Source organism: Uliginosibacterium gangwonense DSM 18521 (assembly GCF_000373965.1).
Taxonomy (GTDB): Bacteria; Pseudomonadota; Gammaproteobacteria; order Burkholderiales; family Rhodocyclaceae; genus Uliginosibacterium; species Uliginosibacterium gangwonense.
Window position 1 is genome coordinate 1 of the sequence record NZ_KB892855.1, and the last position, 16243, is coordinate 16243.

The 16243-nt window shown below is 57.8% G+C and carries 13 protein-coding genes and 1 tRNA gene; all 14 read right to left on the minus strand.

The window, feature by feature from the left end:
- A partial coding sequence (locus B145_RS0114320; protein ID WP_018608271.1) for an elongation factor Tu occupies positions 1–789 on the minus strand: 789 nt, incomplete at its 3' end.
- Positions 790–816: 27 nt separating this feature from the next.
- Positions 817–2913 carry an elongation factor G gene (gene fusA, locus B145_RS0114325; protein ID WP_018608272.1) on the minus strand — a complete coding sequence of 699 codons (2097 nt, stop codon included), beginning with the start codon at positions 2911–2913 and terminating at the stop codon, positions 817–819.
- A 124-nt stretch (positions 2914–3037) separates the two neighbouring features.
- A complete protein-coding gene (gene rpsG, locus B145_RS0114330) occupies positions 3038–3508 on the minus strand; it encodes a 30S ribosomal protein S7 (protein ID WP_018608273.1) in 471 nt (156 codons plus the stop codon).
- Between the two features lie 21 nt (positions 3509–3529).
- Positions 3530–3907: a 30S ribosomal protein S12 gene (gene rpsL / locus B145_RS0114335; protein WP_018608274.1), complete on the minus strand. Its 378-nt coding sequence runs from the start codon at positions 3905–3907 to the stop codon at positions 3530–3532.
- Between the two features lie 128 nt (positions 3908–4035).
- Positions 4036–8259 (minus strand): DNA-directed RNA polymerase subunit beta', encoded by a 4224-nt coding sequence (gene rpoC / locus B145_RS0114340; protein ID WP_018608275.1) that lies wholly within the window; start codon positions 8257–8259, stop codon positions 4036–4038.
- Positions 8260–8290: 31 nt separating this feature from the next.
- Complete coding sequence (rpoB, locus tag B145_RS0114345) at positions 8291–12424, minus strand: DNA-directed RNA polymerase subunit beta (protein ID WP_018608276.1); 4134 nt, start codon at positions 12422–12424, stop codon at positions 8291–8293.
- A 189-nt stretch (positions 12425–12613) separates the two neighbouring features.
- On the minus strand, positions 12614–12985 hold the full coding sequence (gene rplL, locus B145_RS0114350; protein WP_018608277.1) for a 50S ribosomal protein L7/L12: 372 nt from the start codon (positions 12983–12985) through the stop codon (positions 12614–12616).
- 46 nt (positions 12986–13031) lie between these two features.
- Positions 13032–13532 (minus strand): 50S ribosomal protein L10, encoded by a 501-nt coding sequence (rplJ, locus tag B145_RS0114355; RefSeq protein WP_026259151.1) that lies wholly within the window; start codon positions 13530–13532, stop codon positions 13032–13034.
- Between the two features lie 270 nt (positions 13533–13802).
- Positions 13803–14501, minus strand: a complete 699-nt coding sequence (gene rplA, locus B145_RS0114360; RefSeq protein ID WP_018608279.1) for a 50S ribosomal protein L1 — start codon at positions 14499–14501, stop codon at positions 13803–13805.
- 1 nt (position 14502) lies between these two features.
- Positions 14503–14934, minus strand: coding sequence for a 50S ribosomal protein L11 (gene rplK / locus B145_RS0114365; protein ID WP_018608280.1), 432 nt, complete (start codon positions 14932–14934; stop codon positions 14503–14505).
- A 91-nt stretch (positions 14935–15025) separates the two neighbouring features.
- On the minus strand, positions 15026–15559 hold the full coding sequence (gene nusG, locus B145_RS0114370) for a transcription termination/antitermination protein NusG (RefSeq protein ID WP_018608281.1): 534 nt from the start codon (positions 15557–15559) through the stop codon (positions 15026–15028).
- Complete coding sequence (gene secE, locus B145_RS0114375; RefSeq protein ID WP_018608282.1) at positions 15556–15906, minus strand: preprotein translocase subunit SecE; 351 nt, start codon at positions 15904–15906, stop codon at positions 15556–15558. The genes nusG and secE overlap by 4 nt, the downstream gene beginning before the upstream one ends.
- A 30-nt stretch (positions 15907–15936) precedes the next feature.
- Positions 15937–16012 (minus strand) — tRNA-Trp (locus B145_RS0114380).
- Positions 16013–16090: 78 nt separating this feature from the next.
- The coding region (locus B145_RS28160) for an EF-Tu C-terminal domain-related protein (protein ID WP_018608283.1) at positions 16091–16243 on the minus strand (153 nt) is incomplete at its 5' end.

A 16243-nucleotide genomic window follows, 5' to 3' on the forward strand; every position in this document is an offset into this window, starting at 1 on the left:
CATTTCGACACCGGTACAGGTGGTCTTGACGGTGGCTTTGATGCCGACGATTTCGATTTCTTCGCCGACTTTGACGATGCCACGTTCGACACGACCGGTCACCACGGTGCCACGACCGGAGATGGAGAAGACGTCTTCGATCGGCAGCAGGAAGGGCTTGTCGATGGCGCGTTCCGGGGTGGGGATGTAGGTGTCCAGAGCGTCTGCGAGGGCCATGATGGCACCTTCGCCAAGCTCACCCTTGTCACCTTCGAGCGCCTTGAGGGCGGAGCCCTTGATGATGGGGGTGTCATCACCGGGGAAGTCGTACTTGGAGAGCAGTTCGCGCACTTCCATTTCGACGAGTTCGAGCAGTTCGGCGTCGTCAACCATGTCGCACTTGTTCATGAACACGATCACGTAGGGGACGCCAACTTGGCGGGCCAGGAGGATGTGTTCGCGGGTTTGCGGCATAGGGCCGTCAGCGGCGGACACGACCAGGATGGCGCCGTCCATTTGGGCTGCGCCGGTGATCATGTTCTTGACGTAGTCGGCGTGCCCCGGGCAGTCAACGTGGGCGTAGTGACGGTTGGCGGTTTCGTATTCGACGTGGGCGGTGTTGATGGTGATCCCGCGGGCCTTTTCTTCCGGCGCTGCGTCAATCTGGTCGTATGCCTTGGCGGCGCCACCGAACTTGGAGGCCAGCACCGTGGTGATGGCTGCTGTCAGCGTCGTCTTACCATGGTCAACGTGACCAATCGTGCCCACGTTCACGTGCGGCTTCGTACGTTCAAACTTTTCCTTGGCCATTTCTAGCTCCTTAATTCTTTAGATTGCTTACTTCTTGTTAATGATCGCGTCAGCGACGTTCTTCGGCGCTTCGCTGTAATGCTTGAACTCCATGGAGTACGTGGCGCGGCCTTGCGACAACGAACGCATCGTGGTGGAGTAGCCGAACATTTCGGCCAGCGGCACTTCCGCCTTGATCGCCTTGATCCCGCCGGGCAGGTCTTCCATACCCAGCACAATGCCGCGACGACCAGACAAATCGCCCATCACGTTACCCATGAACTCTTCCGGTGTTTCCACTTCAACCGACATCATCGGCTCAAGCAGCACGGGGCTGGCACGACGGCAACCATCCTTGAAAGCCATGGAAGCGGCCATCTTGAACGCGTTTTCGTTCGAGTCCACATCGTGGTAGGAACCGAAGTGCAGCGTGCACTTCACATCGACCACGGGGAACCCCGCCAACACGCCGTTCGGGATGCTATCACGCAAGCCCTTGTCGACTGCCGGGATGTACTCACGAGGCACCACGCCACCCTTGATCGCATCGATGAACTCATAGCCCTTGCCCGGTTCATTCGGTTCGATCTTGAGCACGACGTGACCATATTGACCACGACCACCCGATTGCTTGACGAACTTACCTTCGGCATCTTCCACCACCTTGCGGATGGTTTCACGATAGGCCACTTGCGGTGCGCCGACGTTGGCTTCAACGCCAAATTCACGCTTCATGCGGTCCACCAGAATTTCCAGGTGCAGCTCACCCATCCCGGAAATAATCGTCTGACCGGATTCTTCGTCGGTACGCACGCGGAAGGACGGGTCTTCCTGAGCCAGACGGCCCAGCGCGATGCCCATCTTTTCCTGGTCGCCCTTGGTCTTGGGTTCCACGGCCACGTGAATCACGGGCTCAGGGAAGACCATGCGTTCAAGCGTCACTTCTGCATCCGGGTCGCACAGGGTTTCACCCGTGGTCACCGAAGACAAACCGATACATGCGGCGATGTCGCCAGCGCGCACTTCATCGATTTCCTGACGATCGTTGGCGTGCATCTGCACCAGACGACCGATACGATCCTTCTTGCCCTTGATCGGGTTGTACACGGAATCGCCAGACTTCAGCACGCCGGAATACACACGGATAAAGGTGAGCTGACCCACGTACTTGTCGGTCATCAGCTTGAATGCCAGGGCGGAGAACTTTTCGCTGTCATCCGCCTTACGGGTGACAGGCTTCTCGTCTTCATCCAGACCATCGACAGGAGGAATGTCGATAGGCGACGGCATGTATTCGATCACAGCGTCAAGCATGGCTTGCACGCCCTTGTTCTTGAATGCGGTACCACACATCATCGGGACGATTTCGCCCTTGATGGTACGGTCGCGCAGGGCAGCCTTCAGTTCAGCTTCCGGCAAATCACCTTCTTCAAGGTATTTGTTCATCAGCTCTTCGGAAGACTCGGCTGCAGCTTCGAGCATCTTTTCGCGCCACTCTTTGGCTGTAGCGGCCAATTCAGCGGGGATTTCTTCGTAGCTGAAAGTCACGCCCTTGCTGGCTTCATCCCAGTAGACAGCCTTCATCTTCACCAGATCAACCACGCCGGCGAAGTTTTCTTCGGCGCCGATAGGAATCTGGATGGCGATCGGGTTAGCCGACAGGCGGGTACGCATCTGGTTGTAGACTTTGAAAAAGTCTGCACCCTGACGGTCCATCTTGTTAACGAAGGCCAGACGCGGCACACCGTAGCGATTAGCCTGACGCCACACGGTTTCGGACTGGGGCTGAACGCCACCCACAGCACAGTAGACCATACAAGCGCCGTCGAGCACACGCATGGAGCGTTCAACTTCAATGGTGAAGTCAACGTGTCCCGGGGTGTCGATGATGTTGATGCGGTGCTCGTCAAAGTTACCGCCCATACCCTTCCAGAAACAGGTGGTGGCAGCAGAGGTAATCGTGATGCCACGCTCCTGCTCCTGCTCCATCCAGTCCATGGTGGCGGCGCCATCATGCACTTCGCCGATCTTGTGGTTCACACCGGTGTAAAAAAGAATACGCTCGGTCGTGGTGGTTTTACCGGCGTCAATGTGCGCAGAAATACCGATATTGCGATATCTCTCGATGGGTGTCTTACGTGCCACGGTATAGGCCTCTACTCAATTCAACAAAATGGGATAGATAGATTCGATCACACAGATTGCGTGCCGATTACAAAAAGCACTCGAGCCCTTTTCAGGGCCCGAGCAACGCTTTTTGCTACCGCGATCAGAACCTGAAATGAGCAAACGCCTTGTTGGCGTCTGCCATGCGGTGAACTTCATCACGCTTCTTCATCGCGGCGCCGCGACCTTCAGCAGCTTCGAGCAGTTCGCCGGCCAGACGTTGGGCCATGGACTTTTCGGAACGCTTACGGGCAGCTTCACGCAACCAGCGCATGGACAATGCCATACGACGGGACGGACGCACTTCAACCGGAACCTGGTAGTTTGCGCCACCCACACGGCGGCTCTTCACTTCCACGACCGGCTTGACGTTGGCGACGGCAGCCTGGAAGACTTCCATCGGGTCCTTGCCGGACTTGGTAGCGATGTTGGAAAACGCGCCATAGACGATACGTTCGGCAACAGACTTCTTACCGCTATCCATGATCACGTTGATAAACTTGGAGACATCCTGGCTGCCGAATTTCGGATCAGGCAGAATCTCGCGCTTAGGTACCTCACGACGACGGGGCATATCAATCTCCTTTCGTCAAAATTAGGACTTTTTCGGGCGCTTCGCGCCGTACTTGGATCGGGATTGCTTACGGTCCTTGACGCCTTGCAAGTCAAGAGAGCCGCGCACAATGTGGTAACGCACACCCGGCAAGTCCTTCACACGACCACCGCGGATCAGCACAACCGAGTGTTCCTGCAGGTTGTGGCCTTCACCGCCGATATAGGAGATGACTTCAAAACCGTTGGTCAAACGCACCTTGGCAACCTTACGAAGCGCGGAGTTCGGCTTCTTCGGTGTCGTGGTGTAAACACGTGTACACACGCCGCGCTTTTGCGGACATGCATTCAGCGCGGGCACCTTGCTCTTGGTGACCGGGGTCTCACGACCCTTGCGAATCAACTGATTAATGGTTGGCATTACTCTTCCTTAGACCTCACCACCAGCCAGGCAACATGCCTGACACGGGCCGCGATCAAACAAACAGGCCGACCCTAGGGCCGACCCTCTAAAAGACGTGGGAGTATATTCGCCTCCCACGCAACTCGTCAACTCGCTTCAGGGGTACCTACATCCTGAGCGGCGGGTTCTACTGCCGGGGCAACATTGCTTGCCATACCGTAGCCACTGCCGCCTGGGCCTGAGTGGGCACGACGGTTGCGGTGGTAGGTCAAGCCTGTACCCGCCGGGATCAGACGACCGACGATGACGTTTTCCTTCAAGCCGCGCAGTTCGTCCTTCTTGCCCATGATGGCCGCTTCAGTCAGCACGCGCGTTGTTTCCTGGAAGGACGCGGCGGAGATGAACGAATCGGTCGACAAGGACGCCTTGGTAATACCGAGCAACATGTATTCGTACTGCGCTTGCTGCTTGCCTTCGGCGATGATGCGGTCGTTTTCATCCAGCACTTCGGAGCGTTCAACCTGCTCTTCACGGATGAATTTGGTATCGCCCGGTTCAGAGACCACGACACGACGCAACATCTGGCGCACGATCACTTCAATGTGCTTGTCGTTGATCTTCACACCTTGCAAGCGATACACGTCCTGCACTTCGTCGATCACGTAACGGGCCAGCGCCTCAACACCTTGCAAACGCAGGATGTCATGTGGATCAGCCGGGCCGTCAACAATCAATTCACCACGCTGTACCACCTGACCGTCGTGGACCAGCACATGCTTGTCCTTCGGGATCAGGAATTCATGTGTGGAGCCATCCGGCTCGGTGATCACCAGACGTTGCTTGCCCTTGGTGTCCTTACCGAAAGACAGCGTGCCGGTCACTTCGGCGAGCATGCCAGCATCCTTGGGCGCACGGGCTTCAAACAGCTCGGCCACGCGCGGCAGACCCCCAGTAATATCGCGGGTCTTGGCGGATTCTTGCGGGATGCGCGCCAACACGTCACCCACGCTGACCTGCTGACCGTCCTTCACGGTAATCAGCGAGCCGACCTGGAAGGTGATGGTCACGGCATGATCGCTACCTGCGATCTTGACTTCCTGCCCCAGTTCGTCGAGCAGCTTGACCTGCGGACGCAGGCCCTTGCTGGAAGACGAGCTGCCACGGCGCTTGGCATCGATCACCACCAGCGTGGACAAGCCGGTCACGTCGTCGATCTGCTTGGCGACGGTCACGCCCTCTTCCACGTTCTCGAACTTCACCATACCGGTGTATTCGGTGATGATGGGACGGGTGTGCGGGTCCCAGCTGGCCAGTTGCACGCCTGCCTTGAGCGTCACACCGTCGTCGATCAACAGCGTGGCGCCGTAGGGGATTTTATGGCGTTCGCGCTCGCGGCCCATGTCATCAGCCACCACCAGTTCGGCAGAACGGGAGATCACGATCTTCTCGCCCTTGTCGCTGGTCACGTAGCGCATGTTGCCGGTGTAACGCAGATTACCTGCCGACTTGGATTCAACAGAACTGGCCACGGCAGCCCGCGATGCGGCACCACCGACGTGGAAGGTCCGCATGGTCAACTGCGTACCCGGCTCGCCGATGGACTGGGCCGCCACCACACCAACTGCTTCACCCACGTTGACCAGATAGCCACGACCCAGGTCACGGCCATAACACTTGGCGCACAGACCATAACGGGTATCGCAGGTCAGCGGGGTGCGCACACGCACTTCATCCACGCCCAGGGCATCGATCAGTTCGCAAGCCTTCTCATCCAGCAGTTCGCCTGCATAGATGACGGTAGCCTGGGTTTCGGGGTTGACCACATCATCAGCAGCCACACGGCCGAGGATACGCTCGCGCAGCGGCTCAACCACTTCACCGCCTTCGATCAGGGCCTTCATCACGAAGCCTTGGTTCGTGCCGCAATCATCCTCGGTCACCACCAAGTCTTGCGTCACGTCCACCAGACGACGGGTCAGGTAACCAGAGTTCGCCGTCTTCAACGCCGTATCAGCCAGACCTTTCCGCGCACCGTGGGTGGAGTTAAAGTACTGCAGAACGTTCAGGCCTTCACGGAAGTTGGTGGTAATAGGCGTTTCGATAATGGAGCCGTCCGGCTTCGCCATCAGGCCGCGCATACCGGCGAGCTGACGGATCTGGGCAGCAGAACCCCGGGCACCGGAGTCGGCCATCATGTAAATCGAGTTGAAGGACTCTTGCTTGGTGTCCTTGCCTTCGCGGTCGATCACGGGCTCGGAACCGAGCTGCTCCATCATGGCCTTGGCCACGACGTCACCGGTTCGACCCCAGATATCCACCACCTTGTTGTAGCGTTCGCCGTTGGTCACCAGACCGGAAGCGTATTGCTGGGCGATTTCCTTCACTTCCTGCTCGGCGGCGTAAATGATGGATTCCTTCTGGGTCGGAACCAACATGTCCTTCACCGCGATGGAAATACCGGCGCGGGTTGCCAGACGGAAGCCGAACTGCATCAGGCGGTCAGCAAAGATCACCGTTTCACGCAGACCGCAACGACGGAACGAGGTGTTGATCAGGCGCGAGATTTCTTTCTTCTTCAGTGCCTTGTCGATCACGCTGAAGGGCAAGCCTGCGGGCAGGATTTCGGACAGCAGCGCACGGCCCGCAGTCGTGTAATAGCGGGTGATCTTCTCGGTCTTGGTGCCATCAGGTGCCACGTCGTATTCACGGATACGCACGAACACCTTGGCATGCAGCGAGATCTGGCCGGTCTCGTAGGCGAGCTTCACTTCGGTCGGACCGGTGAAGATCATGCCTTCGCCCTTGGAGTTCACGCCCGCACGGGTTGCGTAGTACAGGCCCAACACCACGTCTTGCGACGGGACGATGATCGGCTCGCCGTTGGCGGGCGAGAGCACGTTGTTAGAGGCCAGCATCAGGGTGCGGGCTTCCATCTGTGCTTCCAGCGACAGCGGCACGTGAACGGCCATCTGGTCACCGTCAAAGTCGGCGTTGAACGCCGCGCAAACCAGCGGGTGCAGCTGGATAGCCTTACCTTCGATCAGCACCGGTTCAAAAGCCTGGATACCCAGACGGTGCAGCGTCGGTGCGCGGTTGAGCATGACCGGGTGTTCGCGGATGACTTCTTCAAGAATGTCCCACACCACCGGTTCTTGCTGTTCGACGAGCTTCTTGGCCTGCTTGATGGTCGTAGCCAGCCCCATCAACTCCAGCTTGTTGAAGATGAAAGGCTTGAACAGTTCCAGCGCCATCAGCTTGGGCAGACCGCACTGGTGCAGCTTGAGCTGCGGACCCACGGTAATCACGGAACGACCGGAGTAGTCCACGCGCTTACCCAACAGGTTTTGACGGAAGCGACCGCCCTTCCCCTTGATCATGTCGGCCAGCGACTTGAGCGGACGCTTGTTGGCGCCGGTCATGGCCTTGCCACGGCGGCCGTTGTCGAGCAACGAGTCGACGGCTTCCTGCAGCATGCGCTTTTCGTTGCGCACGATGATTTCCGGTGCCTTCAGCTCCAAGAGACGCTTCAGACGGTTATTCCGGTTGATCACGCGGCGGTACAGGTCGTTCAGGTCAGACGTGGCAAAACGGCCACCATCCAGCGGCACCAAGGGGCGCAGATCCGGCGGCAGCACCGGCAGCACTTCCATGATCATCCAGTCCGGGCGGATACCGGAAGCCTGGAAGGCTTCCAGCACCTTCAGGCGCTTGACGATCTTCTTGATCTTGGCTTCGGAGCCGGTGGTTTCCAGCTCGCTACGCAGACGCTCGACTTCCTTGACGATGTCGATGTTGCGCAGCAGACCACGCACGCCTTCGGCACCCATCATGGCGACGAACTCATCGCCATATTCTTCAGTCTTAGCGATGAAGTCGTCTTCGGTGAGCAACTGGCCACGGGTCAGCGGGGTCATGCCCGGCTCGACCACGACGAATGCTTCGAAGTACAGCACACGTTCGATGTCGCGCAGCGTCATGTCCAGCACCATGCCCAGACGGCTGGGCAGGGACTTGAGGAACCAGATATGCGCAACCACCGAGGCCAGTTCGATGTGGCCCATGCGCTCACGACGGACCTTGGAGAGGGTGACTTCGACGCCACACTTCTCGCAGATCACGCCGCGATGCTTCAAGCGCTTGTACTTGCCGCACAGACACTCGTAATCCTTGACCGGGCCAAAGATCTTGGCGCAGAACAAGCCATCACGCTCAGGCTTGAAGGTGCGGTAGTTGATGGTTTCAGGCTTCTTGACCTCGCCATAAGACCACGAGCGGATCTTGTCCGGAGAGGCCAGTCCGATGGTAATCGCATCGAATTCCTCTTCGTTGGGCAGGCTTTGCTTGAACAAATCAGCGAGCAAGCTTTTCATGTATTACTCCATCCGGGTTCGTGGTCGAGGCTTAGTAACGTTCCAGGTCGATATCAATCGCCAGGGAACGGATTTCCTTCACCAACACGTTGAACGATTCCGGCATGCCGGCGTCGATCTTGTGTTCGCCCTTCACAATATTTTCGTAAACCTTGGTACGGCCGGTCACGTCATCCGACTTCACCGTCAGCATTTCCTGCAGCGTGTAAGCAGCGCCGTAGGCTTCCAGTGCCCACACTTCCATTTCCCCGAAGCGCTGACCACCGAACTGTGCCTTACCGCCCAAGGGCTGTTGGGTCACCAGGGAGTACGGGCCGGTCGAACGGGCGTGCATCTTGTCATCCACCAAGTGGTGCAGCTTGAGCACGTGCTTGTAGCCGACTGTGACCTGACGCTCGAAAGCTTCGCCGGTACGGCCGTCAAACAAGGTGACCTGACCACTCACGTCCATGCCTGCCAGACGCAGCATGCTGGTGATGTCTTCTTCGGTTGCGCCGTCGAACACCGGGGTGGCGAACGGCACGCCCTTGGACAGGTTGGCCGACAGATCCATCACATCCGAGTCGCTCAGGCTATCCAGATCCTCGACTTTACCCGTGCTGTTGTAGATCTCGCCCAGCAGACCACGCAGCTCCTGCACAGCAGACTCCTTGCGCATCAGGCGCTGGATCTGGTTGCCCAGGCCCTTGGCGGCCCAGCCCAAGTGGGTTTCAAGAATCTGACCGATGTTCATCCGCGAAGGCACGCCCAACGGGTTCAACACGATATCCATCGCGGTCCCGTCAGCCATGTGCGGCATATCTTCAATCGGGACGATCTTGGAGACCACACCCTTATTACCGTGGCGACCGGCCATCTTGTCACCCGGCTGCAGACGACGCTTCACAGCCAGATAGACCTTGACCATCTTCTGGACGCCCGGAGGCAGTTCATCGCCCTGGGTGAGCTTCTTGCGCTTGGCTTCGAAAGCCAGATCGAAGTCCTTGCGGGTCTTTTCCAGACCTTCACGCAACTGTTCCAGCTGCACCGCAATGGTGTCGTCGGCCATACGGATATCGAACCAGTTGTACTGCTCAACACCTTCCAGGTATTCCTTGGTGATCGCCGTACCCTTGTTCAGGCGCTTCGGACCACCGTTGGCCACTTGGCCGATGATCAGACGTTCGATCCGCTCGAAGGTGTCACGTTCCACAATCCGCATCTGGTCGGCCAGGTCAAGGCGGAAGCTCTTGAGTTGGTCGTCGATGATGGACTGGGCGCGCTTGTCACGCTCGATGCCTTCACGGGTGAAGACCTGCACGTCGATCACCGTACCGTTCATGCCGGAAGGCACGCGCAGCGAAGTGTCCTTAACGTCGGAAGCCTTCTCACCGAAGATCGCGCGCAGCAGCTTTTCTTCCGGCGTCAGCTGGGTTTCGCCCTTCGGCGTCACCTTGCCGACCAGCACGTCACCGGCTTCGACTTCAGCGCCGATGTACACAATGCCGGATTCGTCCAGGCGGGACAGTTGGGCTTCGCCCAGCGAGGCGATATCTCGGGTGATGTCTTCAGGTCCGAGCTTGGTATCGCGGGCCACAACCGTCAGTTCCTCGATGTGGATCGAAGTGAAGCGGTCTTCAGCCACCACGCGTTCGGAGATCAGGATCGAATCTTCGAAGTTGTAGCCGTTCCAAGTCATGTAGGCGACCAGCACGTTCTGACCAAGGGCCAGTTCGCCCAGGTCGGTGGAAGCACCATCGGCCACCACGTCACCCTTGGCCAGACGATCACCGATACGCACGATCGGGCGCTGGTTGATGTTGGTGTTCTGGTTGGAACGGGTGTACTTGGTCAGGTTGTAGATATCCACACCGACTTCGCCCGGCACCGTTTCATCGTCATTCACGCGGATCACGATACGGTTGGCGTCAACATAGTCGACCACCCCGCCCCGCAGCGCCTGCACGGTGGTGCCCGAGTCGACGGCCACGGTACGTTCGATACCGGTCCCGACCAGGGGCTTTTCCGGACGCAGACACGGCACAGCCTGACGTTGCATGTTCGCACCCATCAAGGCGCGGTTCGCATCGTCGTGCTCCAGGAACGGAATCAGCGAAGCAGCCACCGATACGGTCTGCGACGGCGACACGTCCATGTACTGCACCTGACTGGCTTCCACCAGCATAGCTTCACCCTTGCAACGGGCGGAAATCAGATCGCCCATCAACTCGCCGTTTTCACCCATCTGGGTGTTGGCCTGGGCGATCACGTATTGGCCTTCTTCAATGGCCGACAGGTAATCCACCTCATCGCTCACCACGCAGTTTTCCACGCGGCGATACGGGGTTTCCAGGAAGCCGTACAGATTGGTCTTCCCATACACAGCCAGGGAGTTGATCAGACCGATGTTCGGGCCTTCAGGCGTTTCAATTGGGCAGACACGACCATAGTGGGTCGGATGCACGTCGCGCACTTCGAAGCCTGCGCGCTCGCGGGTCAAACCGCCCGGGCCGAGTGCAGAAACACGACGCTTGTGGGTGATTTCCGACAGCGGGTTGGTCTGGTCCATAAACTGCGACAGCTGCGAGGACCCGAAGAATTCCTTGATCGCGGCAGAGATCGGCTTGGCGTTGATCAGGTCATGCGGCATCAGGTTGTCACTTTCAGCCTGACCCAGACGTTCCTTCACGGCACGCTCAACACGCACGAGACCGGCACGGAACTGGTTTTCGGCCAGTTCGCCCACACCACGCACGCGGCGATTGCCCAAGTGGTCAATATCGTCGATTTCACCACGGCCATTGCGCAGTTCAACCAGGATGCCGATCACAGCCAGAACGTCGTCATTGCACAGCACGCCGGAGCCTTCCGCTTCCTGCGGACCGACACGGGCGTAGAAACGCTTGAGCCATTCGGGCGCCTTGTCGTCCATCTTTTCCGGATAGGCGCGGCGATTGAACTTCATGCGGCCCACGGCGGACAGGTCGTAACGGTCAGAACTGTAGAACAGGCCTTGGAACAGGGCTTCCACTGCATCTTCGGTTGGCGGCTCGCCTGGGCGCATCATGCGATAGATCGCCACGCGGGCCTGCCATTGATCCATGGTCTCATCAGAACGCAGGGTTTGCGAGATGTAGTTGCCACGGTCGGTATCGTTCAGATACAGGGTCTTGAAACTCTTCACCCCGGCCACGGTCAGCTTGGCCAGCAGATCTTCGGTGATCTCATCATTGGCACGGGCCAGCACTTCGCCGGTTTCCGGGTCCGCAATATCGGTCGCCAGCACGCGGCCAACCACGAAGTCTTCCGGCACCACGACAGAGCTGACGCCCGCATTGGTGATGTCGCGCACATGCTTGGCATTGACGCGCTTGTCCTTGCCAACGATCAGGTTGCCCTTGTCGTCGACGATGTCAAAGCGGGCAATTTCGCCACGCAGACGATCTGCCATCAGCTCAAAACGCACGTCTTCACCCACGATATCGAAAGTTTCGAAATCATGGAAAGTGGACAGGATGTCCTGGTTGCTCATGCCGATGGCTTTGAGCAGGATGGTCACCGGCATCTTGCGACGACGGTCAACACGGAAGTACAGGTAGTCCTTCGGATCGAATTCGAAGTCGAGCCAGGAACCACGGTAAGGAATAATCCGTGCGGAGAACAGCAGCTTACCCGAGCTATGGGTCTTGCCACGGTCGTGCTCGAAGAACACACCGGGAGAACGGTGCAACTGGGAGACGATAACGCGCTCGGTACCGTTGATGATGAAAGAACCGGTGGTGGTCATGAGCGGAATTTCACCCATGTACACTTCCTGTTCCTTCACTTCCTTAATGGTTTCCTTGGATGCTTCACGATCCAAAATCACCAGGCGCACGCGGGCACGCAGCGGAGACGCGAAGGTCAGGCCACGTAACTGGCATTCCTTCACGTCAAAAGCGGGCTCGCCCAGCACGTAGTGCACAAATTCAAGACGGGCATTTCCCGAATGCGACGCAATCGGGAAAATAGAGGTAAAGGCTGCTTGCAGGCCATCGTTTTTACGGGCCAGCGGAGGCGTTTCTGCCTGCAGGAAAGATTGGAAGGATTCCAACTGGGCAGCCAGCAGGAAGGGCACATCCAGAACAGCTGCGCGCTTGGCAAAGCTCTTGCGAATGCGTTTTTTCTCGGTGTAGGAGTACGCCATAGATGCTCCGGGTCAAGAGTCCGACGTCAAAGGACACAACACAACATCTGCGACAAAGATGCCGCCGTAGCCATGTTGGGTTCTGGCCTCTGACCAATACTGCATAAATACCGCAAATAGCTGCGGTTCCACAAAACGACAAAAGGGCTGGCGGCCCAAGGCCACCAACCCCCGATGCGCAAGAGCGAATTACTTGATTTCGACCTTGGCACCAGCGTCTTCGAGTTGCTTCTTCAGGGCTTCAGCATCAGCCTTGGGAATCGCTTCCTTGACGGGCTTCGGAGCGCCATCAACCACGTCCTTGGCTTCCTTCAGGCCCAGGCCGGTCGCAGCGCGAACAACCTTGATGACTTCAACCTTCTTGTCGCCGGCAGCCAGCAGGACAACGGTGAATTCGGTCTTTTCTTCAACCGGAGCAGCAGCAGCGCCACCAGCAGCGGGAGCAGCCATTGCAGCGGCGGACACGCCAAACTTTTCTTCAACAGCCTTGACCAGTTCGTTCAGTTCCAGCACGGACATGGAGTCGAGGGCCGCCAGGAATGCGTCTTTATCGAATGCCATTTTAATTTCCTAAATTTGAATGAGATTACGTTGATTCAGCTTACGATCAGGCAGCAGCGGTTTCGCCCTTTTTCTCGGCCACCGCAGCGATAACGCGTGCGAAACCAGAAATCGGGGCCTGCATAACGCCCAACAGTTGTGCCAGCAGCACTTCGCGGCTCGGGATGGAGGCCAGCGCTTGCACGCCTGCCTTGTCCAGCACCTTGCCACCGTAAGAACCAGCACGCAGAACCAGCTTGTCGTTGGTTTTTGCGAAGTCGGCCAGTACCCGTGCCGGGGCCACAGCGTCCGAACTGATCGAATAGATCAGCGGGCCGGTCATGTGTTCGGCGAGGCCGGCGAAACCAGTGTCAGCCACTGCACGCCGTGCCAGGGTGTTTTTCAGCACACGTAGGTAAACGCCCTGTTCGCGGGCCTTGGCGCGCAATGCGGTGAGATGTCCCACCTCAATGCCACGATACTCGGCAACCACGATCGTCTGAGCGTTCGCAACCTGTGCAGACACCTCGGCTACTACAGCCTTCTTGTCTTCAAGATTGAGACTCAAGGTCAGCTCCTTACTCTTACGGACACATGGCAACATGCCATGCATCCAACCACGGCGACCTCAAATTCAGGGGTCGTCCCGCTTGCGCGGTACTACCAAAATCCTGTTTTCGGGTGACGCCATCTGCGCTGGGTGGATTATCCGATTAAGCCCGTCTCCAGTCTGGAGCCGGTCCCCAACGGTCTTTGACAACCCTGCCAAACTTGTGGGTATGGCAGGCCCAAAGTACAACAAGGCGCCCCCAAAGGGGGCGCCCCACATTCCTACAAATTACTGTGCATTCACCGAGGTCGGTTCGATGCGCACGCCGGGCCCCATGGTGGAAGCCAGAGCGATCTTGCGCAGGTACACACCCTTGGCAGCAGCCGGACGGGCCTTGACCAGAGCGTCAACCAGGGCGCCCAGGTTTTGCTGCAGGGATTCCACGGCGAAAGAAGCACGACCGATGGTGGCGTGTACGATACCAGCCTTATCGGTACGGTATTGCACTTGACCAGCCTTGGCGTTCTTCACAGCGGTGGTCACATCCATCGTCACAGTGCCAACCTTCGGGTTCGGCATCAGGCCACGCGGGCCGAGGATCTGACCCAGGGCACCCACCACGCGCATGGCGTCGGGGGTAGCGATACACAGATCGAAATCGATCGTGCCGCCCTTAACTTGTTCAGCCAGATCGTCAAAGCCGACCACATCAGCGCCAGCAGCACGGGCTTCTTCAGCCTTCGGGCCTTGGGCAAACACAGCCACACGAACACTCTTACCAGTACCTGCGGGCAGCACCACGGAGCCACGAACCACTTGGTCGGACTTCTTGGCATCAATGCCGAGGTTGATCGCCACGTCGATGGATTCATCAAACTTGGCAATCGCATTTTCCTTGACCAGGCCCAGGGCGTCGCTCACCGGGTACAGCTTGGTACGATCAACCTTAGCACGCAGGGTCTTTACACGCTTGGACAACTTTGCCATTTTACAGACCCTCCACCGTGATGCCCATGCTGCGGGCGGAACCAGCGATTGTACGCACGGCAGCGTCCATGTCAGCAGCGGTCAGATCAGGCATCTTGGCCTTAGCGATCTCTTCAGCTTGAGCACGGGTCAATTTGCCAACCTTGTCGGTATGGGGCTTCGGAGAACCCTTTTGCACGCCAGCGGCCTTCTTGATCAGAACCGTTGCGGGCGGGGTCTTCATCACGAAGGTGAAGGACTTGTCGGCAAAGGCGGTGATCACCACGGGAATCGGCAGACCGGGTTCCATACCCTGGGTCTTGGCGTTGAACGCCTTGCAGAATTCCATGATGTTCAGACCGCGCTGGCCGAGCGCCGGGCCGATGGGGGGCGAAGGATTAGCCTTGCCCGCCGGTACTTGCAGCTTGATGTAGCCGACGATTTTCTTTGCCATGATGGCTCCTTGATGTGAGTATTAACGCATCAATGAAGATGCTCCTCGTGCCGGAGAGAAAAGAGGCTCCGGCGCCCTCGAATTCTTACGGTCAGGTTTTTTCGACCTGGGTGAATTCCAATTCGACAGGTGTGGCGCGACCAAAAATGGTCACCGACACATGCAAACGGTTCTTTTCGTAGTTGACGCTTTCGACCGAGCCATTGAAATCGGTGAAAGGGCCTTCCTTGACACGAACCAGCTCGCCCACCTCGAAGAGGATCTTGGGACGCGGCTTTTCCACCCCTTCCTGCATCTGATGCAGGATTTTTTCGACTTCCTTCTCGGAAATCGGGGACGGTCTGTTGGCGGTGCCACCGACAAAACCGGTGACCTTGGGCGTACTCTTGACCAAATGCCAGGAGTCATCGTCCATTTCCATCTCGACCAACACGTAGCCGGGGAAGAACTTGCGCTCAGTCACACTCTTTTGACCCGAACGCATTTCCACTACTTCTTCAACCGGAACCAGGATCTGACCAAACTTGTCCTGCATGCCCAAACGAGCAATGCGCTCAACGAGCGCACGCTGGACCGACTTTTCAAATCCCGAGTATGCGTGAACCACGTACCAACGCTTGCTCATCGCTTCCACCCCAGAATCAAGTCGTACAACACCCACTCCACCGTTTTATCGGAGGCCCACAGGAAAATAGCCATTACCACTACAAAACCAAACACAGCTGCCGTCGTCTGCAAAGTCTCTTTACGCGTCGGCCAAACCACTTTCTTGGCTTCAACCCATGAATCACGAGCGAACCCGAAGAAGACCTGACCTTGCTCGGTCTTCCAGGCCACCAGCGCGCCAAACAGTACTCCGGCAAGCACACACAGCACCCGAAGCACCAACGGCTGGCCGGATAACAAATAGTATCCAGCAAGGCCAGCGGCAACCAGAAGCACCGCGAGCACAAACTTCAGCTTATCAGCCATGAAGGACCAAACCCTAGTGCAATTGAGATGTGGCAGGGGCAGAGGGTCTCGAACCCCCAACCTTCGGTTTTGGAGACCGACGCTCTGCCAATTGAGCTATGCCCCTGCAGCAGAGACCACAGAAGCGCTCCATTATACAGGAGCGCTTCTGCTTTTCCGGTAGAACTACCGGAGGATACTTCCATTAAGCAATAATCTTGGCAACCACACCGGCGCCAACAGTACGACCACCTTCACGGATAGCGAAGCGCAGACCTTCTTCCATGGCGATCGGGGCAATCAGCTTGACGGTCATCGAGATGTTGTCGCCAGGCATGACCATTTCCGTGCCTTCGGG